Raw genomic sequence first — 20,909 nt, 5'->3', positions numbered from 1 at the left:
GAAATGGTGATGCCGGGTGACAACGTCAAGATGGTCGTCACCCTGATCAACCCGGTGGCAATGGACGAAGGCCTGCGCTTCGCCATCCGCGAAGGCGGCCGTACCGTCGGCGCCGGCGTGGTCTCGAAGATCATCGAGTAATCTGGTAGTATCTGCGCCCCGATGTTGCCTGGGTAGGGCATCGGGGCGTATCAAATGGGAAAGCAGGCACAGGATGTGCCTTGTGTTCCCCGGACCAGGAAGGGTCAATGCCATTCAGGCGGCGTCAACAGGCGACTGTTGACAGCTGCCTTGCGTGCCATTATGCTTCTACGTCTGGGCAGGCCGGGAAACTGGTCTGCCTACGTTTTTGAGGTCCATGGAGTGACCTTGTCGGCCTGCAGGACTGCGGGCCGTCCGTATTCAGGAATTTCATGGGGCAAAGCAACCCAGAGGCTTTGTCTGTCGCTCTTTTAACGAAGGAACCTACCGCCATGGCGGACCAAAAGATCCGGATCCGGCTGAAAGCGTTCGATCATCGTCTGATCGACCGTTCGGCCAGCGAGATCGTTGAAACGGCAAAGCGGACCGGCGCGCAAGTGCGTGGCCCGATCCCGCTGCCGACCAAGATCGAGCGTTACACCGTTCTCGTCTCCCCGCACGTCGACAAGGACGCGCGTGACCAGTACGAGACCCGCACGCACAAGCGCGTGCTCGATATCGTTGACCCGAATGACAAGACCGTGGACGCGCTGATGAAGCTCGAACTGGCTGCCGGCGTCGACGTTCAGATCAAGCTGACCTGAGGACTACGACCATGACGAAGAAGTATTCGTTGGGCTTCGTGGGCCGCAAGGCCGGCATGAGCCGCGTGTTCACCGAAGATGGCCGTTCCATCCCGGTGACCCTGATCGAAGCAACCCCGAACCGCATCGCGCAGATCAAGACCGTCGAAACCGACGGCTACAGCGCCGTGCAGGTGACCGTCGGCGCGCGTCGCGCTGCCCTGGTCAACAAGCCGGAAGCCGGCCACTTCGCCAAGGCGAAGGTGGAAGCGGGTCGTGGCCTGTGGGAATTCCGCGTTGAAGACGCGCAGCTCGGCGATTTCGCCGTTGGCGGCGAAGTCAAGGCGGACATCTTCGAAGTCGGCCAGATCGTCGACGTCCAGGGTGTCACCAAGGGCAAGGGCTTCCAGGGCACCATCAAGCGCCACAACTTCCGTATGGGCGATGCAACCCACGGTAACTCGCTGTCGCATCGCGCGCCGGGTTCGCTGGGTCAGCGCCAGACCCCGGGTCGCGTTTTCCCGGGCAAGAAGATGTCGGGCCACATGGGCGCGGTGCAGCAGAGCACCCAGAACCTGGAAGTGGTCAAGGTCGACGTCGAGCGCGGTCTGATCGCCGTTCGCGGCGCCGTTCCGGGCGCGGCGGGTGGCGATGTGATCGTCCGTCCGGCGAGCAAGGCATAAGGAGAGATGACGATGGAACTCGTTATCACGGGTAGCAACAACAAGGTCTCGGTCTCCGACGCCGTGTTCGGTCGCGATTTCAGCGAAGATCTGGTCCACCAGGTCGTCGTTGCCTACCGCAACGCCGGTCGCGCCGGCACCAAGGCACAGAAGACTCGCTCCGAAGTGGCTGGTACCACCAAGAAGTCGAAGAAGCAGAAGGGCGGCGGCGCGCGTCATGGCGCACTGACGGCTCCGATCTTCGTCGGCGGCGGTGTCACCTTCGCGGCCAAGCCGCGCAGCTTCGAGCAGAAGGTCAATCGTAAGCAGTACCGTGCCGCCATGTGCGCGATCCTGTCCGAGCTGAACCGTCAGGGCCGTCTGACCATCGTGGAGTCCTTCGATGTCGAAGTGACCAACACGAAGGGTCTGATCGCCAAGCTGGCCGGCCTGGAAGTGGGCAAGCGCCCGCTGATCGTCACCGAAGAAGCGTCCGAGCACCTGTACCTGTCCGCCCGCAATCTGCCGTACGTGCAGGTGCGTGACGTCCAGGGTCTGGATCCGGTCTCGCTGGTGGGTGCCGACACGGTCGTCATCACCGCTGACGCGGTCAAGAAGGTCGAGGAGTGGCTGGCATGAACAGCAACGAAAAAATCTTCAGCGTGCTGCGTGCCCCGCGTGTCTCCGAAAAGACCGCGCGCCTGCAGGAACTCTCCAACCAGTATGTCTTCGAAGTTTCGAACGAAGCCACCAAGGCCGATGTAAAGGCCGCGGTTGAGCAGCTGTTCGACGTCAAGGTCGAAGCCGTCAACGTGGTCAACGTCAAGGGCAAGAACAAGTCCTTCCGTAACCGTGCTGGCCGCCGCGGCGATTGGCGCAAGGCGTACGTTCGCCTGGCCGACGGCCAGTCGATCGATGTAACGGCCAAGGCCTGAGGTACATCCCATGCCATTGATGAAATTCAAGCCCACTTCCCCCGGCCGCCGTTCGGCCGTGCGCGTGGTTACGCCCGACCTGCACAAGGGTGCTCCGCACGCCGCACTGGTCGAGTCGCAGAGCCGCTCGGGTGGCCGCAACCACCACGGCCGCATCACCGTGCGTCACGTCGGTGGTGGTGCCAAGCAGCACTACCGCATCATCGACTTCAAGCGCAACAAGCTGGGCATCCCGGCGCGCGTGGAACGCATCGAATACGATCCGAACCGCACCGCCCACATCGCCCTGCTGTGCTACGTCGATGGTGAGCGTCGCTACATCATCGCCCCGAAGGGCCTGAAGGCCGGTGATCAGGTGATCGCTGGTTCGGATGCCCCGATCAAGGCCGGCAACACCCTGCCGCTGCGCAACATCCCGGTCGGCACCACCATCCACTGCATCGAGCTGAAGCCGGGCAAGGGCGCTCAGATCGCTCGCGCCGCTGGTGCGGCCGTGCAGCTGGTGGCTCGCGAAGGCATCTACGCCACCCTGCGCCTGCGCTCGGGTGAAATGCGCAAGGTTCCGGTCGAGTGCTGCGCCACCATCGGCGAAGTCGGCAACGACGAGCACAGCCTGGAAAAGCTGGGCAAGGCCGGTGCCAAGCGTTGGCGCGGCGTCCGCCCGACCGTTCGTGGTGCTGCCATGAACCCGGTTGACCACCCGCACGGTGGTGGTGAGGCCAAGGCCGGCCAGGGTAACCCGCATCCGGTCACCCCGTGGGGTGTTCCGACCAAGGGTTACAAGACGCGCCATAACAAGCGCACTCAGCAGTTCATCGTCCGCGATCGTAGGGGCTAATCGACCATGGCACGTTCACTCAAGAAGGGCCCGTTCGTCGATCACCACCTCGTCAAGAAGGTGGAGGCCGCTGCGGGCAGCAAGAAGCCGATCAAGACCTGGTCGCGCCGTTCGATGATCCTGCCTGACATGGTAGGCATCACCATTGCCGTGCATAACGGCAAGAACCACATCCCGGTTCTCGTCAACGAGAACATGGTCGGCCACAAGCTCGGCGAATTTGCCATCACCCGGACCTTCAAGGGTCACGGTGGTGACAAGAAGTCGGGCAAGTAAGGAGAGATGACAATGGAAGCGAAAGCCATCCTGCGCACTGCGCGCATCTCCCCGCAGAAGGCTCGTCTGGTCGCTGACCAGGTGCGCGGTCTGCCGGCCGAACGTGCGGTCAACCTGCTGAAGTTCTCGGACAAGAAGGCTGCCCACCTGATCAAGAAGGTGGTGGAGTCGGCAATTGCCAACGCCGAGAACAACCAGGGCGCCGACGTCGACGAGCTGAAGGTTCAGACCATCATGGTTGATGAAGGTCCGACCCTGAAGCGTTTCATGGCGCGGGCGAAAGGCCGCGGTACCCGCATCCTCAAGCGCACCAGCCACATCACTGTGGTTGTGGGCGCCGCCAAGTAAGCGGATAAGGAAAAGACCATGGGTCATAAAGTTCATCCGATTGGTATCCGCCTCGGCATTTCCAAGGACTGGAACTCCAAGTGGTACGCCAACAAGGCCGAGTTCGCCGGTTACCTGGCAGCCGACCTGAAAGTGCGCGAAATGCTGCGCAAGAAGCTGGCCCAGGCCGGCATCAGCAAGATCCTGATCGAGCGTCCGGCCAAGACCGCTCGCGTGACGATCCACACCGCCCGTCCGGGCGTGGTGATCGGCAAGCGCGGTGAGGACATCGAGAAGCTGCGCAAGGAAGTGAGCGAGATGATGGGCGTCCCGGCGCACATCAACGTCACCGAAGTGCGCAAGCCGGAACTGGACGCGCAGCTCGTTGCCGAGTCGATCGCCCAGCAGCTGGAGCGTCGCATCATGTTCCGCCGTGCAATGAAGCGCTCGGTCGGCAACGCGATGCGCCTGGGTGCCCTGGGCATCAAGGTCAACGTTGGTGGCCGCCTCAACGGTGCTGAAATCGCCCGTTCGGAGTGGTACCGCGAAGGCCGCGTGCCGCTGCACACCCTGCGTGCCGACATCGACTATGGCTTCGCTGAAGCCAAGACGACCTACGGCATCATCGGCATCAAGGTCTGGATCTACAAGGGCGAGGTCTTCGATTTCTCCCAGGTTGGCCAGGAAAAGCAGGACGACACCCCGTCGCGCAACGATCGTCACGATCGCGGCGACCGTGGTGACCGTCAGCGCCCGGCCCGTGAAGCGAGGTAACGACAATGTTGCAACCCAAGCGAACCAAGTACCGCAAGGTACACAAGGGCCGTAACGATGGCCTGAGCTGGAGCGCCAACGCTGTCAGCTTCGGCGAATACGGCCTGAAGGCAACCGCACACGGTCAGCTGACCGCGCGTCAGATCGAAGCGGCCCGCCGCTCGATCAGCCGCTACGTCAAGCGCGGCGGCAAGATGTGGATCCGCGTGTTCCCCGACAAGCCCATCACCAAGAAGCCCATCGAAGTTCGAATGGGTTCGGGTAAGGGTAACGTGGAATACTGGGTGGCCCAGATCCAGCCCGGCCGCATGATCTATGAAATCGAGGGTGTTTCCGAGGAAGTGGCTCGCGAGGCGTTCCGCCTGGCCGCCGCCAAGCTCTCGGTCACCACCACTTTCGTGACCCGTACGGTGCGCTGATGGATATCAAAACTCTCCGTGAAAAGTCGGCTGACGAACTCAAGGCCCACCTGATCGACCTGCGTAAGGAACAGTTCTCTGTCCGTATGCAGCAGGTCACCGGCCAGCTGCCGAAGACCCACGACATTCGCCGGGTCCGTCGCGAGATTGCTCGCGTCAAGACCCTGCTCGGCAGCACGAAGTAAGGATGGCCGCTATGAGCGACAATACTGAAAAGAAGACGCTGCGCACGGTCGAAGGCCGTGTCGTCAGCAACAAGATGGACAAGACGGTTACCGTCCTGGTTGAGCGTCAGGTCAAGCACGCGCTGTACGGCAAGTACATCAAGCGCTCGACCAAGCTGCACGCCCACGATGCCGACAACGCCTGCAAGGAAGGCGATGTCGTCCGCGTGACCGAGATTGCTCCGATGTCCAAGACCAAGAACTGGCGCGTGGTGGAAGTCATCACGCGTGCGGCTGAATAAGGAGTCTGAATCATGATCCAGATGCAGAGCTACCTTGACGTCGCGGACAATTCGGGTGCCAAGCAGGTGATGTGCTTCAAGGTGCTGGGTGGTTCCAAGCGCCGTTACGCCGGCATCGGCGACATCATCAAGGTCACCGTGAAGGATGCGATTCCGCGCGGCAAGGTCAAGAAGGGTGAAGTGTATGACGCCGTCGTGGTGCGTACCCGCAAGGGTGTGCGTCGCGCCGACGGTTCGCTGATCCGCTTCGACGGCAACGCTGCCGTCCTGCTGAACAACAAGCAGGAGCCGATCGGTACCCGTATCTTCGGGCCGGTGACCCGTGAACTTCGTTCGGAGAAGTTCATGAAGATCGTCTCGCTCGCTCCCGAAGTGCTGTGAGCGACAGGAGATAATCATGGCTAACCGTATCAAGAAGGGCGACCAGGTTGTCGTCAACGCTGGCAAGGACAAGGGCAAGCAGGGCGAAGTCGTCCGCGTCGACGGCGACCGTGTGGTCGTCGCCAACGTGAACATCGTCAAGCGCCACACCAAGCCGAACCCGCAGGCAGGTGTTGCCGGCGGCGTGGTCGAGCGCGAAGCTTCGATCCATATCTCCAACGTGAACGTGCTGAACCCGGCTTCGGGCAAGGGCGAACGCGTTGGCTTCAAGGTGCTGGAGGATGGACGCAAACTGCGTGTGTTCCGCTCCAGCGGTGAGGCGCTCGACGCCTGAGGAATGTGAAGATGACTTCCCGTCTCGAAAAGATCTACAAGGAAGAAGTGGTGCCGGCGCTGATGAAGCAGTTCGGCTACACCAATCCGATGGAAGTACCGAAGCTCGTCAAGGTCACCCTGAACATGGGTGTCGGCGAGGCTGCCACCAACAAGAAGATCCTGGAAAACGCCGTCGCGGACATGACCAAGATTTCCGGCCAGAAGCCGGTTGTCACCAAGTCGCGTATCTCGGTTGCGTCGTTCAAGATCCGTGATGGTTGGCCGATCGGCTGCAAGACCACGCTGCGTCGCCACAAGATGTACGAGTTCCTGGACCGCCTGATCAACATCTCGCTGCCGCGCGTGCGCGACTTCCGTGGTGTTTCCGGTCGTTCCTTCGACGGCCGCGGCAACTTCAACATGGGTGTGAAGGAACAGATCATCTTCCCGGAAATCGACTTCGACGCCGTCGACGCGATCCGCGGTATGGATATCGCCATCACCACCACTGCGAAGACCGACGCGGAAGCGAAGGCGCTGCTGGCAGCGTTCAAGTTCCCGTTCCGTAACTGATCTGTCGAGGAAACCGAAATGGCAAAGACCTCCATGGTCAACCGCGACATCAAGCGGGAAAAGCTGGCCAAGAAGTACGCTGAGAAGCGTGCGGCTCTGAAGAAGATCGTGTCCTCCGTGGACGCGACCTACGAAGAGAAGATCGACGCCGCAACCAAGCTGGCCAAGCTGCCGCGCGATTCGTCGCCGAGCCGTCAGCGCAACCGTTGCGAGCTGTCGGGTCGTCCGCGTGGCGTGTACAGCAAGTTCGGCCTCGGCCGCAACAAGCTGCGCGAAGCCACCATGCGTGGCGACGTCCCGGGCCTGCGCAAGGCCAGCTGGTAATCCCAGCCGGCCCTGCGCTCAGCACCCCCTTGCGGGGGTGCTGAACCGGGGGAGGGGGCTGTTCAGCTTCCTTTCTGCGAAAAAACCCGAAGAGCCCGACGCAAGTCGGGCTCTTTTGGCGTATACTCCCGCGTCTTGCCCTGTGCAGACGGGGTTGTAGGAGTGGGCCTGGCCCGCTGCATCAAGGGACCTGGCCCGTTTCCAGGAGACAACAGATTTTCGCGAAAGCGGATATCGGTGCACTCAAAGGTACTCATATGAGCATGACTGATCCCATCGCCGACCTGCTGGTCCGCATCAAGAATGCGGCCGCAGTTGGCAAGCAGACGGTGAAAGCCCCGTCGTCCAAGATCAAGGTTGCGATCGCCCAGGTCCTGAAGGACGAGGGTTACATCACCGACCTGCGCGTGACCCAGCTGGAAAACAACAAGTCCGAGCTGGAAATCGTGCTGAAGTATTTCGAAGGCAAGCCGGTCATCGCGACCCTGAAGCGCTTCTCGCGTTCGGGCCTGCGCCAGTACCGCGGCAAGAGCGAGCTGCCGAAGGTCATGAACGGCCTGGGTATCTCCATCATTTCCACCTCCAAGGGCATCATGACTGATGCGCAGGCGCGCCAGCTGGGCGTCGGCGGCGAAGTCCTGTGCTTCGTGGCCTAAGGCGAAAGGAGTAGAACTATGTCCCGCGTAGCCAAGAAGCCGATCACCCTGGGTAAGGTTGAACTGAACGTCCAGTCGGACAGCGTCACCGCCAAGGGCCCGAAGGGCACCCTGTCGCTGGCCAAGCCGGCCGGCATTGCCATCAACGTCGACAATGGCGTTGCCACCCTGAGCACCGAGAACGCCGAGCTGGTCGCACTGACCGGCACCGTGCGTGCGATCCTGTCCAACATGGTCAAGGGCGTGTCCGAAGGCTTCGAGCGCAAGCTGGAGCTGGTTGGCGTGGGTTACCGCGCTGCCATGCAGGGCAAGGACCTGAGCCTGTCGCTGGGCTTCTCGCACCCGGTCGTGTTCGTGGCGCCGGAAGGCATCACCATCACCACCCCGACCCAGACCGAGATCCTGGTCCAGGGCGCTGACAAGCAGGTCGTCGGTGAAGTCGCCGCCAAGATCCGTGCGTTCCGCAAGCCGGAGCCGTACAAGGGCAAGGGCGTGAAGTACTCCGACGAAGTCATCATCCGTAAGGAAGCCAAGAAGGCGTAAGTGCGAGTCCCTCGCAAGAGCCCGCACATCCATGTGCGGACTCCTCAGGGAGAAGCCCATCCTTCAGCTTTCAAGGAATAATCAAAATGAACAAGAACATCGCCCGCCTGCGTCGCGCCAAGTCGACCCGCGCCCACATCCGTGAGCTCGGCGTCGCCCGCCTGTCGGTGCTGCGCACCGGCCAGCACCTGTACGCCCAGGTCTTCACCGCTGACGGTTCGAAGGTGCTGGCTGCCGCCAACACCACCCAGACCGACGTCAAGGAAGGCCTGAAGAACGGCAAGAACGCCGATGCCGCTGCCAAGGTTGGCCGCATCGTCGCCGAGCGCGCCAAGGCCGCCGGCGTCGAGAAGGTTGCCTTCGATCGTTCGGGCTACCGCTACCACGGCCGCATCAAGGCCCTGGCAGAAGCGGCCCGCGAAGCCGGCCTGCAGTTCTAAGGGACAAGGGCAGGGGGTCGATGGCCTCCTGCCTGCCTGCTCGCCAGCCTGAGCGAGGCTGGACGGCGCCGCTCTTCTGCAGTGGCCCACCGGAACAACGCGTCACTCCACAACCATAAGCGGCCTCGAGCCGTACATACCCAAACAACCAAGGAATCAACATGGCAGAAGAGCGTCAGCAGCGGGGTCGCGATCGCGACCGTAACCGCGAAGAGAAGATCGACGACGGCATGATCGAAAAGCTGGTCGCGGTCAACCGCGTCAGCAAGACCGTCAAGGGTGGCCGCCAGTTCACCTTCACCGCCCTGACCGTTGTCGGCGACGGCGAAGGCAAGGTCGGTTTCGGTTATGGCAAGGCCCGCGAAGTGCCGGTCGCCATCCAGAAGTCGATGGAGCAGGCCCGCAAGAACCTGGTCAGCGTTGACCTGAACAACGGCACCCTGTGGCACACCATCAAGGATGGTCACGGCGCAGCCCGCGTGTTCATGCAGCCGGCTTCGGAAGGTACCGGCGTGATCGCCGGCGGTGCCATGCGCGCCGTGCTGGAAGCCGTTGGCGTGAAGAACGTGCTGGCCAAGGCCACCGGTTCGCGTAACCCGATCAACCTGGTGCGTGCCACCGTGAAGGGCCTGTCTGCTGCGCAGTCGCCGGCTCGCATCGCGGCCAAGCGCGGCAAGAAGGTGGAGGAACTCAACCATGGCTAATGAGTCCAACAAGACTGTGAAGGTCCGCCTGGTGCGTGGCCTGCGTGGTACCCAGTCGCGTCACCGCCTGTCGGTGCGTGCCCTGGGCCTGAACAAGCTCAACGATGTGCGTGAACTGAAGGACAGCCCGCAGGTACGCGGCCTGATCAACAAGGTTCAGTACCTCGTCCAGGTTGAGGAGTAATCGACCATGACTCTGCGTCTCAATGAACTGAGCCCGGCACCGGGCGCCCGCACCGAGCGCACCCGCGTCGGCCGCGGTATCGGCTCGGGCCTGGGCAAGACTGCCGGCCGCGGCCACAAGGGTTCGTTCGCCCGTAAGGGTGGCGGCAAGATCAAGGCTGGCTTCGAAGGCGGCCAGACCCCCATGCAGCGTCGTCTGCCGAAGATCGGCTTCCGTTCGCCGATCGCCAAGGACACCGCTGAAGTGCTGCTGTACGCGCTGGACAAGCTGCCGGCCGGTGAGATCGATTTCGCCGCCCTGCGTGCTGCCAAGCTGGTCCCGAGCACCGCAAAGAAGGCCAAGGTCGTCGTCAAGGGCGAAGTGACCAAGGCGTTCACCCTGAAGGGTATTGCTGCCACGGCGGGTGCCAAGGCTGCAATCGAAGCTGCCGGCGGCAGCGTAACGGAGTAAGAAAATCATGGCGCAAGCTGGCATCGGTAACCTCGCGGGCGGAATGGGCAAGTTCACTGAACTTCGCCAACGTTTGCTGTTCGTCGTCGGGGCTTTGATCGTCTATCGCATCGGCTGCTACGTGCCGGTGCCGGGCGTCAATCCCGATGCCATGCTTGCCATGATGCAACAGCAGGGCGGCGGCATCGTGGACATGTTCAACATGTTCTCGGGCGGCGCCCTGCACCGTTTCAGCATCTTCGCGCTGAACGTGATGCCGTACATCTCGGCATCGATCGTGATGCAGCTGGCCGTGCACATCTTCCCCGCCCTGAAGGCGATGCAGAAGGAAGGTGAGTCCGGCCGCCGCAAGATCACCCAGTATTCGCGCATCGGCGCCGTGCTGCTGGCAGTGGTGCAGGGCGGCTCGATCGCGCTGGCCCTGCAGGGCCAGGTCTCGCCGTCGGGCGCTCCGGTCGTGTATGCGCCGGGCATGGGCTTCGTGCTCACTGCCGTGGTCGCACTGACCGCCGGCACCATGTTCCTGATGTGGGTCGGTGAGCAGGTCACCGAGCGCGGCATCGGCAACGGCGTGTCGCTGATCATCTTCGCCGGTATCGTGGCGGGCCTGCCGGGTGCGGTCATCCACACCTTCGATGCCTACCGCGACGGCAACATCCAGTTCATCCAGCTGCTGCTGATCGCCATCGTCGTGCTCGCCTTCACCTTCTTCGTGGTGTTCGTCGAGCGTGGCCAGCGCCGGATCACGGTCAATTACGCGCGCCGCCAGGGTGGTCGCAACGCGTACATGAACCAGACCTCGTTCCTGCCGCTGAAGCTCAACATGGCCGGCGTCATCCCGGCGATCTTCGCCTCGAGCCTGCTGGCCTTCCCGGCCACCCTGGCCATGTGGTCCGGCCAGGCCGCCAACCAGAGCAGCTTCGGCCAGGTCCTGCAGAAGGTCGCCAACGCCCTGGGCCCGGGCGAGCCGCTGCACATGATCGTGTTCGCTGCGCTGATCACCGGTTTCGCGTTCTTCTATACCGCGCTGGTGTTCAACTCGCAGGAAACCGCCGACAACCTGAAGAAGTCCGGTGCGCTGATTCCGGGCATCCGTCCGGGCAAGGCGACCGCCGACTACATCGACGGCGTGCTGACCCGCCTGACCGCGGCCGGCTCGGCGTACCTGGTGATCGTCTGCCTGCTGCCGGAACTGATGCGCACGCAGCTGAACGCCTCGTTCTACTTCGGTGGTACTTCGCTGCTGATCGTGGTGGTGGTGGTGATGGACTTCATCGCCCAGGTGCAGGCGCACCTGATGTCCCACCAGTACGAGAGCCTGCTGAAGAAGGCCAACCTGAAGGGTGGCAACCGCGGCGGTTTTGCCCGCGGCTGATAGGCCTGTTATACTTTCGTCTTCCTGACGTGATGGTCCCTCCGCTTCGCGGACTCTGGCCACACAAACGAAGGGCGGCCCCCGCAGCGGTTCCGGGTGGGGGTGTGATGAGGTGGTCCCGCGCTGGAGTAGCGCGGGCGGCCCCGGGGGAAACCCCAGGTCCAACCCCATCCGGCGCCGGAGCCTGGGCACACTCCCCAGGCCGGGTTCATGAAACCAATGGTTTCACGGGCTTCCATGTAAACCGGAACCTTGTTAGTATCGCTAGTTCACTTTTTTGATCCATCCTGCCGGATTGGCGTGCCCGAGGCGCGCTGTCGGCCATCACTCAGCTGGAGAACCGCGTCATGGCGCGTATTGCAGGCGTCAACCTGCCAGCCCAGAAGCATGTCTGGGTCGGGTTGCAAAGCATTTACGGCATCGGCCGTACCCGTTCGAAGAAGGTCTGCGAAGTCGCAGGCGTTGCTTCGACCACCAAGATCCGCGATCTGTCGGAGCCGGAAATCGAGCGCCTGCGCGCCGAAGTCGGCAAGTACATCGTGGAAGGCGATCTGCGCCGTGAAATCGGTATCGCGATCAAGCGCCTGATGGACCTGGGCTGCTACCGCGGCCTGCGTCACCGTCGTGGCCTCCCGCTGCGTGGCCAGCGCACCCGTACCAACGCCCGCACCCGCAAGGGTCCGCGCAAGGCGATCAAGAAGTAAGGGACTGAGAAATGGCTAAGCCCGCTGCTAAGACCAAGAAGAAGATCAAGCGCGTCGTCACCGACGGCGTTGCCCACGTCCACGCTTCGTTCAACAACACCATCGTCACCATCACCGACCGCCAGGGCAATGCTCTGTCGTGGGCGACCTCCGGTGGCGCTGGCTTCCGCGGTTCGCGCAAGTCGACCCCGTTCGCTGCCCAGGTGGCTGCTGAAAAGGCCGGTCGTGCTGCGCTGGACTACGGCGTGAAGTCGCTGGAAGTCCGCATCAAGGGCCCGGGTCCGGGCCGTGAGTCGGCCGTGCGTTCGTTGAACAACGTCGGCTACAAGATCACCAACATCATCGACGTGACGCCTATCCCGCACAACGGGTGCCGTCCGCCGAAGAAGCGTCGCGTCTAAAGGGAGCGATAAGAAATGGCTCGTTATATCGGTCCTACCTGTAAGCTCGCCCGCCGCGAAGGCGCCGACCTGTCCCTGAAGAGCCCGGCGCGTGCGCTGGACTCGAAGTGCAAGCTGGAGCAGAAGCCCGGCCAGCACGGCGCCACTGCCCGCAAGGGCAAGCTGTCCGACTACGCCACCCAGCTGCGTGAAAAGCAGAAGGTCAAGCGTATCTACGGCCTGCTGGAGCGTCAGTTCCGCAACTACTACAAGAAGGCCTCGACCAAGAAGGGCAACACCGGCGAGAACCTGCTGCAGCTGCTGGAAACCCGCCTGGACAACGTCGTCTACCGCATGGGCTTCGCCGTGACCCGTCCGGCTGCCCGTCAGCTGGTGTCGCACCGCGGCGTCACCGTGAATGGCAAGTCGGTCAACCTGGCTTCGTACCAGGTCAAGGCTGGCGACGCCATCGCCCTGTCTGAAAAGGCTGCCAAGCAGCTGCGCGTCCAGGAAGCCCTGACCGTCGCCGCCCAGCATGACCTGAGCCCGTCGTGGGTTGAAGTGGATTCCGGCAAGTTCACCGGCATCTTCAAGGCTGTTCCGGATCGTTCGGATCTGCCTGCGGACATCAACGAAGCGCTGATCGTCGAGCTGTATTCGAAGTAATTCACATTGGAGAGCCCCCGGCGACGGCCGGGGGTTCACTAGGAGAACCCGCAACATGACGGTTACCGCCAACCAGGTTCTGCGTCCTCGCGGTCCGCAGATCGAACGCCTTACCGACACCCGTGCAAAGGTCGTTATCGAACCTTTGGAGCGGGGTTACGGGCATACGCTGGGTAATGCCCTGCGTCGCGTGCTGCTGTCGTCCATCCCGGGCTTCGCCATCACGGAAGTCGAAATCGACGGCGTGTTGCATGAGTACACCACGGTCGAAGGTCTGCAGGAGGACGTGCTCGAAGTCCTGCTGAACCTGAAGGACGTGGCCATCCGTATGCACTCCGGCGACAGCGCCACCCTGTCCCTGTCCAAGCAGGGCCCGGGCGTTGTCACCGCTGCCGACATCAAGGTCGACCACAATGTGGAGATCCTGAACGGCGACCATGTGATCTGCCACCTGACCAAGGATACGGCGATCAACATGCGTCTGAAGATCGAACGTGGTTTCGGCTACCAGCCGGCTGCCGCGCGTCGTCGTCCGGACGAAGAAACCCGTGCCATCGGCCGCCTGGTCCTGGATGCCTCGTTCTCGCCGGTCCGCCGTGTCGCCTACGCCGTGGAAGCGGCGCGTGTCGAACAGCGTACCGACCTGGACAAGCTGGTCATCGATATCGAGACCAACGGCACCATCGATGCCGAGGAAGCCGTGCGCACCGCCGCCGACATCCTCAGCGACCAGCTGTCGGTGTTCGGTGACTTCACCCACCGCGACCGCGGTGCGGCCAAGCCGGCCAACAACGGCGTGGATCCGGTGCTGCTGCGCCCGATCGACGATCTGGAGCTGACCGTGCGTTCGGCCAACTGCCTGAAGGCTGAAAGCATCTACTACATCGGCGATCTGATCCAGAAGACCGAAGTGGAGCTGCTGAAGACCCCGAACCTGGGCAAGAAGTCGCTCACCGAGATCAAGGAAGTGCTGGCTCAGCGCGGCCTGTCCCTCGGCATGAAGCTGGAGAACTGGCCGCCGGCCGGCGTCGCCAGCCACGGCATGCTGGGCTGATATCGGTAATGCCTGGAGGCTCCACCGCTCGCGGTGGAGCCTTCAACGCAACACACCATGCCACGACGAACCGCAGGTTCGCGGGCAGGTCGTCCAGGACGGGCGGCCAGGACCAACCGCAGTCCGCGCAGTAACGCCAGGATGGCGACAACGATCCACACAGCCGCATCATTAACCAAGGAATATCACCATGCGTCACCAGAAGTCTGGCCGTAAGTTCAGCCGCACCAGCGCGCACCGCGAAGCGATGTTCAAGAACATGGCCGCCTCGCTGTTCAAGCACGAGCTGATCAAGACCACCCTGCCGAAGGCCAAGGAACTGCGCCGCGTTGCCGAGCCGCTGATCACTCTGGCCAAGGTCGACTCGGTCGCCAACCGCCGTCTGGCCTTCGCCCGCCTGCGCGACAACGAAGCCGTGGGCAACCTGTTCACCATCCTGGGCCCGCGCTACGCGAACCGTCCGGGCGGCTACCTGCGCCTGCTGAAGTGCGGTTTCCGTGCCGGCGACAACGCACCGATGGCCTACGTCGAGCTGGTTGACCGTCCGGTCGTGGCCGAGGAAGTGGCCGAGTAATCGGACCGCTCCAACGCGACACAGCGAAAGCCCGGCTCCTGCCGGGCTTTTGCGTTTCCAAGGGTCGGATCCCTTTCCGCAGGAAAGGGCTCTGACCCCGAGCAGGCAGCACCGCAGGTCAGATCCCTTTGCATTCGCAAAGGGATCCGACCCGCACCGTTCCGACAGGCGTCACCTGTGGCGGTTCGAACGGGGCGCGCTCTCGGTTACGCTTGGCGCCTTGATCCATTCGAGCGTTGACGATGAATCCACTGCGCTGGCCCTTCCGCGCCCAGTTCTTCCTGGGCTTCCTGATCTGCGCGGGCCTGCTCGGCTACGCGATCTTCCTGCAGCTGAAGATGGGCCTGGAGCCGTGCCCGCTGTGCATCTTCCAGCGCCTGGCTTTTGCCGCGCTGGGCCTGTTGTTCCTGATCGGTGCGCTGCACGGGCCGTCCAACCGTCCCGGCCGCGCCACCTACGGCGTGCTCGCCTTCATCGCGGCGGCCGTCGGCGTGGGCATCGCTGCGCGCCACGTCTACGTGCAGATGCTGCCGCCGGAGATGGGCGCGACCTGTGGCCCGCCGCTGAGCTTCCTGCGCGAGACCATGGGGCCGCTGGAAGTGTTCCGCACGGTGCTGACCGGTACCGGCAACTGCGGCAACATCGACTGGACGTTCCTGGGCCTGACCATGCCGATGTGGTCGGGCGTGTGGTTCGTGCTGCTGGCGCTGTGGGCACTGGTGGTGTCGCTGCGCAAGGTCAAGCGCTGAAGCAGGATGGGGTCGGATCCCTTTGCATCGCAAAGGGCTCTGACCCCATTTCCGGTGTGGGGTCAGAGCCCTTTCCTGCGGAAAGGGATCCGACCCCTGTCTCCTCAGAAGTCCTGCTGCAGGCTCAGGTAGGCGCCGCGGCGCGGTCCCCATTGCGGGGCGAACACGCCGACACCGCCGCCATCGCGCAGCTGGTAGCTGCGATCCAATGCGTTGATCACGGCCAGCTGCACGTGCAGCGGATGGCCGCTGTCGGCATTGAAATCATGCCCGGCGCTGAGGTTCACCTGCAGGTAGGACGGCAGCTCGCCGCCGTTGGGCACGCCCTCGATATCCGAACGCAGGCCGCTGCCGAACACGTAGTTGGCACCGACCCGGTTGTGCCCGGCGAAGGCGTAGCTGAAGCCCCCCGACGACGTCAGCTTCTGGTCGTGGTCCAGGTGGATCCAGTGGTCGGCCACATAGGCCAGCGCGTCCGGATCGAGGTTGTACTGGCTGGTGATGACCTGGGTGCCGATGGCCTTGTTGTACGCCGCGTTGAAGTAGGCGCTGAACGGACCGCTGCTGTAGTCGGCACTGAACTCCAGCCCACGGATATGGCCGCGGCGGTAGTTGAACGTCGAGTAGATGTAGGCGGCGCCGAACTGGCCTTCGTCCTGCAGGCGCGCGACGCGGCGGTCGTACGCGTCCAGGCCCAGGGTCAGGTGTTCACCCAGCTGCTGCGAGACGCCGATGTCGTAGTAGTCGCTGCGTTCGGCCAGCGGAATGTTGTTGCCGCCGCCCGGCTGCTGGTTGGTGGTGCCGTCGTACAGGGCGATATCGCTGCTGGCGATCAGCTCACTGGCCGGTGGCGTGAAGTAACGCGAATAGCCGGCATGCACGGTGGTGCTGTCGCTGGCATTCCAGACCGCGCCCAGGCGGGGGCTGAGCTGGCCCTCGGTGCGGCCGAAGGCCTTGTAGCGATCACCACGCAGGCCGTAGTTCACTGTCCAGTCGTCGCCGATCTTCCACTCATCCTGCACGTACACCGCCAGCGTGCTGGCGTGGAAGGCGCTGCGGTCTGGAATCAGCAGTGGCGTGGTGCTGGATTGCTGGCCGGCGCCATCGACCGGGAACACCCAGCTGTTGTTGCTGGCGCGCGCATTCTCGTAGTTGCCGTACAGGCCGTATCGCAGCGTGTGGTCGTTGCCCAGCGGGGTGGAGAGGTCGGCCTGCAGCGTGTTGGCGCGGTTGCTGCGCTGGACCTGGGAGGCGACGCCACTGAATACCAGATCGCCGATGACATCCGGGTTGAACGCCACGTCGCTGTAGCGCTGCCCGGCGGACAGCTGGTAGGCGGTGCCGCCCAGCGTGCCCTGCAGCACCAGCATGCCGAAGCGGGTGGTCTCGCGCTGGGTTTCATCCAGCTGGCTGGAGTCGAAGGTGGTCGTGTCCAGGTAACCGAACTGCGGGGTCTGCCCGGGATTGACCGGGATCTGGAAGCGATTGTTGGCAAAGCCGGCGAACACGCTCAGGCGGGTGTTCTCGTTGACCAGGTAGGTCAGGTCGGCGAAGGCTTTGCCCTGGTGCGTGTCGTCGTGCAGCGGCTTGCGCGAGCGGGTCGGGTTCTCCAGGCCGACCTCGTTCTGGTCGTAGTTGCCGGTCAGGAACCAGCTCCAGCGCCCTTGATTGCCCCACCACGAGGCATTCGGATTGATCTTGCCGAACGAGCCTGCGGTCAGACCGGCGCTGCCGCCATTGCCGAGCTCGGCGCCGCTGCGGGTGGTGATGTCGACCACCGCAGCGGTGCGCTCGCCGAACTGCGCCGGCAGCGCCCCGTCCATCAGGCGGATGCTCTTGATGGTGCGGGCATCCAGGGTCTGGCCGAAGCCGGAGATCGATTCGGGCAGCAGTACGCCGTTGATGCGGTACTGCAGGTTCGCGTGGTCGCCGCGCACGTGCACGCCACCGTAGGAATCCTGGACCACGCCCGGAGCCTGCAGCAGCACCTGGCTGAGCGGCGCGGAGGCACCCAGCGGCTGCTTCTGGATGTCCTCGGCGGTGATCTGGTACTGGCTGCTGCCGATGTCCGGCGACAGCGCATTGCGGGCCTGGTCGAGCTGGGCGCTGACAGTGACCGTGTCGAGGTCCTTCACGGGAGCGGCGGCATCGGCGGCCATAGCGAGGGTGGGCAGACTGGCCAGGGTCAGGGCGAAGGTAATGCCGGTAGCGAGCAGGGAGGGCTTCATGGCAGATAGGCTGTGGAAGGGGCCGACGGGGACGGAGTGTTACTTCGTAACAGTGCGTGGCGAATCATGCGCCTGTCCGGGCGGCCGTGACCATGCGGTTTCTGGCCGATCGCTATGCCCTTTCCCCGGCGTTCAGTCATGTGCAGGGCGTGCCCAGCCCTTTGCGCCAGCGGCTGGCTCTGCGACCATGACCGCCCCCCTCCCCGGAAGTCTGCAATGAGCCTGTCCGCCGTTCCGCCCGTCCTCGATCCTGCCGCGACCGCCGCTGGCGCTGCCTGGTCGCCGGAGAGCTGGCGCGGCAAGACCGCGCTGCAGATGCCGACCTACCCTGACCCGGTGGCGCTGGACGCCGCCCTGCACGAACTGAAGCGGCTACCGCCGCTGGTCACCTCGTGGGAGATCCTGGCGCTGAAGCAACAGTTGGCCGAGGCCCAGGAAGGCAAGCGTTTCCTGCTGCAGGGCGGCGACTGCGCCGAGAACTTCAGCGACTGCGAATCGGGCACGATTTCCAACCGGTTGAAAGTGCTGCTGCAGATGAGCCTGGTGCTGGTGCATGGCCTTCGCCAGCCGGTGATCCGCGTCGGGCGCTTTGCCGGCCAGTACGCCAAGCCGCGTTCGGCCGATACCGAGACCCGCGACGGCGTGACCCTGCCCAGCTACCGCGGCGATGTGATCAATGCGCCGGCGTTCACCGAGGCGGCGCGCCTGCCGGATCCGAAGCGGATGCTGCAGGCGCATGCGCATTCGGCGATGACCATGAACTTCGTGCGTGCGCTGATCGATGGCGGCTTCGCCGACCTGCATCATCCGGAGTACTGGAACCTGGAGTGGGTGCGGCATTCGCCGCTGGCTGCCGAGTACCAGAAGATGGTGGCGTCGATCGGTGATGCGGTGCACTTCATGGAAACCCTGGCCGGGGCCCGCGTGCACAACCTCAACCGCATCGACTTCTACACCTCGCATGAAGCGCTGCTGCTGCCCTACGAGCAGGCGCTGACCCGGCAGGTGCCGCGCCAGCAGGGCTGGTTGAACCTGAGCACGCATTACCCGTGGATCGGCATGCGCACCGCCGCGCTTGACGGCGCGCACGTGGAATACCTGCGTGGCGTGCGCAATCCGATTGCGATCAAGGTCGGCCCGTCGGTGACGCCGGACCAGCTGCTGCGCCTGATCGATGTGCTCAACCCGCATGACGAGCCAGGGCGACTGAGCTTCATCCACCGCATGGGGGCAGCGCAGATTGCCGAGAAGCTGCCGCCGCTGCTGGATGCGGTCAAGCGCGATGGCCGTCGCGTGCTGTGGGTGTGTGACGCGATGCATGGCAACACCGAAAGCACCGCCAATGGCTTCAAGACGCGCCGCTTCGACAACGTGCGTGGCGAAGTGGAGATGTCGTTCGATTTGCATGCGGCCGCAGGCACGCGACTGGGCGGTGTGCACCTGGAACTGACCGGCGAAGACGTGACCGAATGCACCGGTGGCGCGCGCGAACTGACCGAGCGCGACCTGGAACGCGCGTATCGTTCGACGGTGGACCCGCGGTTGAACTACGAGCAGTCGCTGGAGATCGCGATGGCGATCGTGCGCAAGCAGGAGCAGGTGCGGTAAGGGCGTTGCGGCAGGGCTTGCAGCCCTGCACCTGCTGACGCAACGGCAACGGCAACGGCAACGGCCCAAGCAACGGCAACAGCATGCATTCCGTGGGATGGCGGGGCGATGTGGGCAGGCAGGACACGCCGTGAATCCCGCAACCGGACCGACCCCGCCATCCCTCGGAATGCACGCTGTTGCTGTTGCTGTTGAGGTTGCCGGCCAGCGGCCGGCACTACCGCAGGTGCAGGGCTGCAAGCCCTGCCGACCAACACCCTGCTTACGAACGACTGACGTGGCGCTCATGCGCCATGCGCGAGTCTGTCCACTTGGCTGTTCGAGTGGAGGTGGCAACGGTGCACTGGCAAAGCGCACAGGCATACGCATGGCCGTTGGGATTGGCCGTAGTGGTGGGCGGCATCGGCGCGTGGCTGATCCTGTGGATCTACCATCGGCTGAAGGGGCGCGATCGTCGGCGCGCGCGTATCGGGCGTGTGCTCGGGCTGCCGATGGCCACCGCATGGCCGCTGCTGCTGTTGATCCCTGCATTGCAGGCCACGCCGCTGCAGGATCCCGTTCTGGGCAACCTGCAACGGGTGCTGCATATCGCGCTGACCGCGTGCTTCATCTGGCTGCTGGTGCGGGCGGTGGCGGCGGGCGAACGTGCCATCCTGCGCAGCCATCCCATCGATGTCTCCGACAACCTGGAAGCGCGCCGCATCCAGACCCAGACGCGGGTGCTCAGCCGTGTGCTGATGGGCGGCATCATCGTGCTGGGCGCATCGCTGGTGCTGCTGACCTTCCCGATGGTGCAGAAGATCGGCACCGCGCTTCTGGCCTCGGCGGGCCTGATCGGCCTGGTGGCCGGTATCGCCGCAAAGCCCGTGTTCGGCAATCTGATCGCCGGCCTGCAGATCGCAGTGACGCAGCCGATCCGGCTGGATGATGTGGTGATCGTCGAAGGCGAGTGGGGGCGCATCGAGGAGATCGGCAGCAGCTATGTGGTGGTGCGCATCTGGGATGAGCGGCGAATGGTGGTGCCGCTGACCTGGTTCATCGAGAACCCCTTCCAGAACTGGACGCGGCGCAGCGCCGATCTGCTCGGCACCGCGTTCCTGTGGCTGGACTATCGTGCCCCGGTGGCAGCGATCCGTGCCGAGCTGGAACGCATCTGCCGCGGTGAAGCGCTGTGGGATGGCCGGGTCTGCGTGACCCAGGTGACCGAGACCAGCGAGCGCGCGATCCAGGTGCGCCTGCTGGTCAGTGCGCGCAGCTCCGGTGATGCCTTCGATCTGCGCTGCCTGGTGCGCGAACGCATGCTCGATTTCCTCGCGCGCGAGCATCCGCAGTCGCTGCCGCAGGTGCGTGCGCGGCTGCAGCATGCAGACGAACTGGACATGCCGCGCGGTCCACGTGCGCGCACTGCGGATGTGCGTTCGCCGGGGGCTGAAGACGGTGAGGCGGCGATCGTGCCGGTAGAGCCCGACCAGCCGCTGTAGAGCCGAGCCATGCTCGGCTGCTTTCGATTTTCCGTTGAAGCCGAGCGTGGGCTCGGCTC

32 protein-coding genes are annotated in these 20,909 nt (G+C 63.8%); 31 read left to right on the top strand and 1 reads right to left on the bottom strand.

Features of this window, described 5'->3' with window-relative positions; translation table 11 throughout:
* The 29 genes from AC5P56_RS19955 to AC5P56_RS19815 form a co-directional block, all read left to right on the top strand.
* On the top strand, positions 1-141 hold a 141-nt coding region (locus tag AC5P56_RS19955; protein WP_487247787.1), incomplete at its 5' end, for an EF-Tu C-terminal domain-related protein.
* 332 nt (positions 142-473) lie between these two features.
* Positions 474-785, top strand: coding sequence for a 30S ribosomal protein S10 (gene rpsJ, locus AC5P56_RS19950; protein ID WP_005408208.1), 312 nt, complete (start codon positions 474-476; stop codon positions 783-785).
* A gap of 11 nt (positions 786-796) precedes the next feature.
* Entirely contained in the window at positions 797-1,447 is a 651-nt protein-coding gene (gene rplC / locus AC5P56_RS19945) for a 50S ribosomal protein L3 (protein WP_004145336.1), read from the top strand.
* Between the two features lie 12 nt (positions 1,448-1,459).
* The gene (rplD, locus tag AC5P56_RS19940; RefSeq protein WP_004145337.1) at positions 1,460-2,065 is read left to right on the top strand and encodes a 50S ribosomal protein L4; all 606 of its coding nucleotides are present in this window, start codon (positions 1,460-1,462) and stop codon (positions 2,063-2,065) included.
* Positions 2,062-2,361, top strand: coding sequence for a 50S ribosomal protein L23 (rplW, locus tag AC5P56_RS19935; protein ID WP_004145338.1), 300 nt, complete (start codon positions 2,062-2,064; stop codon positions 2,359-2,361). Before rplD ends, rplW begins: the two co-directional genes overlap by 4 nt.
* Before the next feature lie 10 nt (positions 2,362-2,371).
* Positions 2,372-3,199 carry a 50S ribosomal protein L2 gene (gene rplB, locus AC5P56_RS19930; RefSeq protein ID WP_004145339.1) on the top strand — a complete coding sequence of 276 codons (828 nt, stop codon included), beginning with the start codon at positions 2,372-2,374 and terminating at the stop codon, positions 3,197-3,199.
* Positions 3,200-3,205: 6 nt separating this feature from the next.
* Positions 3,206-3,475, top strand: coding sequence for a 30S ribosomal protein S19 (gene rpsS, locus AC5P56_RS19925; RefSeq protein ID WP_005415413.1), 270 nt, complete (start codon positions 3,206-3,208; stop codon positions 3,473-3,475).
* A 12-nt stretch (positions 3,476-3,487) separates the two neighbouring features.
* Positions 3,488-3,823 (top strand): 50S ribosomal protein L22, encoded by a 336-nt coding sequence (gene rplV / locus AC5P56_RS19920; protein WP_004145348.1) that lies wholly within the window; start codon positions 3,488-3,490, stop codon positions 3,821-3,823.
* A gap of 18 nt (positions 3,824-3,841) precedes the next feature.
* On the top strand, positions 3,842-4,576 hold the full coding sequence (gene rpsC / locus AC5P56_RS19915) for a 30S ribosomal protein S3 (protein WP_004145350.1): 735 nt from the start codon (positions 3,842-3,844) through the stop codon (positions 4,574-4,576).
* A gap of 5 nt (positions 4,577-4,581) precedes the next feature.
* Positions 4,582-4,995 carry a 50S ribosomal protein L16 gene (gene rplP, locus AC5P56_RS19910; protein WP_004154486.1) on the top strand — a complete coding sequence of 138 codons (414 nt, stop codon included), beginning with the start codon at positions 4,582-4,584 and terminating at the stop codon, positions 4,993-4,995.
* The gene (gene rpmC, locus AC5P56_RS19905; protein WP_004154487.1) at positions 4,995-5,180 is read left to right on the top strand and encodes a 50S ribosomal protein L29; all 186 of its coding nucleotides are present in this window, start codon (positions 4,995-4,997) and stop codon (positions 5,178-5,180) included. Before rplP ends, rpmC begins: the two co-directional genes overlap by 1 nt.
* Before the next feature lie 11 nt (positions 5,181-5,191).
* Positions 5,192-5,461: a 30S ribosomal protein S17 gene (gene rpsQ, locus AC5P56_RS19900; RefSeq protein WP_004154489.1), complete on the top strand. Its 270-nt coding sequence runs from the start codon at positions 5,192-5,194 to the stop codon at positions 5,459-5,461.
* Positions 5,462-5,473: 12 nt separating this feature from the next.
* Positions 5,474-5,842 (top strand): 50S ribosomal protein L14, encoded by a 369-nt coding sequence (gene rplN / locus AC5P56_RS19895; RefSeq protein ID WP_010483978.1) that lies wholly within the window; start codon positions 5,474-5,476, stop codon positions 5,840-5,842.
* A gap of 16 nt (positions 5,843-5,858) precedes the next feature.
* A complete protein-coding gene (rplX, locus tag AC5P56_RS19890; protein WP_004154490.1) occupies positions 5,859-6,176 on the top strand; it encodes a 50S ribosomal protein L24 in 318 nt (105 codons plus the stop codon).
* An 11-nt stretch (positions 6,177-6,187) separates the two neighbouring features.
* Positions 6,188-6,730, top strand: coding sequence for a 50S ribosomal protein L5 (rplE, locus tag AC5P56_RS19885; protein ID WP_005415416.1), 543 nt, complete (start codon positions 6,188-6,190; stop codon positions 6,728-6,730).
* Between the two features lie 18 nt (positions 6,731-6,748).
* Positions 6,749-7,054 (top strand): 30S ribosomal protein S14, encoded by a 306-nt coding sequence (gene rpsN, locus AC5P56_RS19880; protein WP_005408209.1) that lies wholly within the window; start codon positions 6,749-6,751, stop codon positions 7,052-7,054.
* 257 nt (positions 7,055-7,311) lie between these two features.
* A complete protein-coding gene (gene rpsH / locus AC5P56_RS19875; RefSeq protein ID WP_005408210.1) occupies positions 7,312-7,710 on the top strand; it encodes a 30S ribosomal protein S8 in 399 nt (132 codons plus the stop codon).
* An 18-nt stretch (positions 7,711-7,728) separates the two neighbouring features.
* Entirely contained in the window at positions 7,729-8,253 is a 525-nt protein-coding gene (gene rplF, locus AC5P56_RS19870; protein ID WP_014646052.1) for a 50S ribosomal protein L6, read from the top strand.
* Positions 8,254-8,333: 80 nt separating this feature from the next.
* Positions 8,334-8,693 (top strand): 50S ribosomal protein L18, encoded by a 360-nt coding sequence (gene rplR, locus AC5P56_RS19865; RefSeq protein ID WP_169411773.1) that lies wholly within the window; start codon positions 8,334-8,336, stop codon positions 8,691-8,693.
* A 161-nt stretch (positions 8,694-8,854) separates the two neighbouring features.
* Complete coding sequence (rpsE, locus tag AC5P56_RS19860; RefSeq protein WP_005408213.1) at positions 8,855-9,397, top strand: 30S ribosomal protein S5; 543 nt, start codon at positions 8,855-8,857, stop codon at positions 9,395-9,397.
* Complete coding sequence (gene rpmD / locus AC5P56_RS19855) at positions 9,390-9,581, top strand: 50S ribosomal protein L30 (protein WP_005408214.1); 192 nt, start codon at positions 9,390-9,392, stop codon at positions 9,579-9,581. The genes rpsE and rpmD overlap by 8 nt, the downstream gene beginning before the upstream one ends.
* Positions 9,582-9,587: 6 nt before the next feature.
* The gene (gene rplO, locus AC5P56_RS19850) at positions 9,588-10,031 is read left to right on the top strand and encodes a 50S ribosomal protein L15 (RefSeq protein ID WP_004154498.1); all 444 of its coding nucleotides are present in this window, start codon (positions 9,588-9,590) and stop codon (positions 10,029-10,031) included.
* Positions 10,032-10,038: 7 nt separating this feature from the next.
* The gene (secY, locus tag AC5P56_RS19845; protein WP_005415420.1) at positions 10,039-11,406 is read left to right on the top strand and encodes a preprotein translocase subunit SecY; all 1,368 of its coding nucleotides are present in this window, start codon (positions 10,039-10,041) and stop codon (positions 11,404-11,406) included.
* 347 nt (positions 11,407-11,753) lie between these two features.
* The gene (rpsM, locus tag AC5P56_RS19840; protein ID WP_004154500.1) at positions 11,754-12,110 is read left to right on the top strand and encodes a 30S ribosomal protein S13; all 357 of its coding nucleotides are present in this window, start codon (positions 11,754-11,756) and stop codon (positions 12,108-12,110) included.
* Between the two features lie 11 nt (positions 12,111-12,121).
* On the top strand, positions 12,122-12,511 hold the full coding sequence (rpsK, locus tag AC5P56_RS19835; RefSeq protein WP_004145443.1) for a 30S ribosomal protein S11: 390 nt from the start codon (positions 12,122-12,124) through the stop codon (positions 12,509-12,511).
* Between the two features lie 15 nt (positions 12,512-12,526).
* Entirely contained in the window at positions 12,527-13,156 is a 630-nt protein-coding gene (rpsD, locus tag AC5P56_RS19830) for a 30S ribosomal protein S4 (RefSeq protein ID WP_004145446.1), read from the top strand.
* Between the two features lie 55 nt (positions 13,157-13,211).
* The gene (locus AC5P56_RS19825; protein ID WP_005408216.1) at positions 13,212-14,210 is read left to right on the top strand and encodes a DNA-directed RNA polymerase subunit alpha; all 999 of its coding nucleotides are present in this window, start codon (positions 13,212-13,214) and stop codon (positions 14,208-14,210) included.
* A gap of 190 nt (positions 14,211-14,400) precedes the next feature.
* A complete protein-coding gene (gene rplQ, locus AC5P56_RS19820) occupies positions 14,401-14,784 on the top strand; it encodes a 50S ribosomal protein L17 (protein WP_005408217.1) in 384 nt (127 codons plus the stop codon).
* A gap of 242 nt (positions 14,785-15,026) precedes the next feature.
* On the top strand, positions 15,027-15,533 hold the full coding sequence (locus tag AC5P56_RS19815) for a disulfide bond formation protein B (RefSeq protein WP_005415421.1): 507 nt from the start codon (positions 15,027-15,029) through the stop codon (positions 15,531-15,533).
* 104 nt (positions 15,534-15,637) lie between these two features.
* Here the strand turns inward: AC5P56_RS19815 and AC5P56_RS19810 are convergent, their stop codons facing one another.
* Positions 15,638-17,761: a TonB-dependent receptor gene (locus tag AC5P56_RS19810; RefSeq protein WP_049440296.1), complete on the bottom strand. Its 2,124-nt coding sequence runs from the start codon at positions 17,759-17,761 to the stop codon at positions 15,638-15,640.
* Positions 17,762-17,977: 216 nt separating this feature from the next.
* On the opposite strand from AC5P56_RS19810, the gene AC5P56_RS19805 reads away from it, so the two are divergent.
* Together AC5P56_RS19805 and AC5P56_RS19800 are read left to right on the top strand one after the other, a co-directional pair.
* On the top strand, positions 17,978-19,369 hold the full coding sequence (locus AC5P56_RS19805; RefSeq protein WP_046429066.1) for a class II 3-deoxy-7-phosphoheptulonate synthase: 1,392 nt from the start codon (positions 17,978-17,980) through the stop codon (positions 19,367-19,369).
* A gap of 293 nt (positions 19,370-19,662) precedes the next feature.
* Positions 19,663-20,850, top strand: coding sequence for a mechanosensitive ion channel family protein (locus tag AC5P56_RS19800; protein ID WP_169411760.1), 1,188 nt, complete (start codon positions 19,663-19,665; stop codon positions 20,848-20,850).
* Positions 20,851-20,909 lie beyond the last annotated feature (59 nt).

It is taken from the genome of Stenotrophomonas sp. YJH_SMC_131, from assembly GCF_059367975.1.
This window is presented reverse-complemented; position numbering and strand designations above follow the sequence as displayed.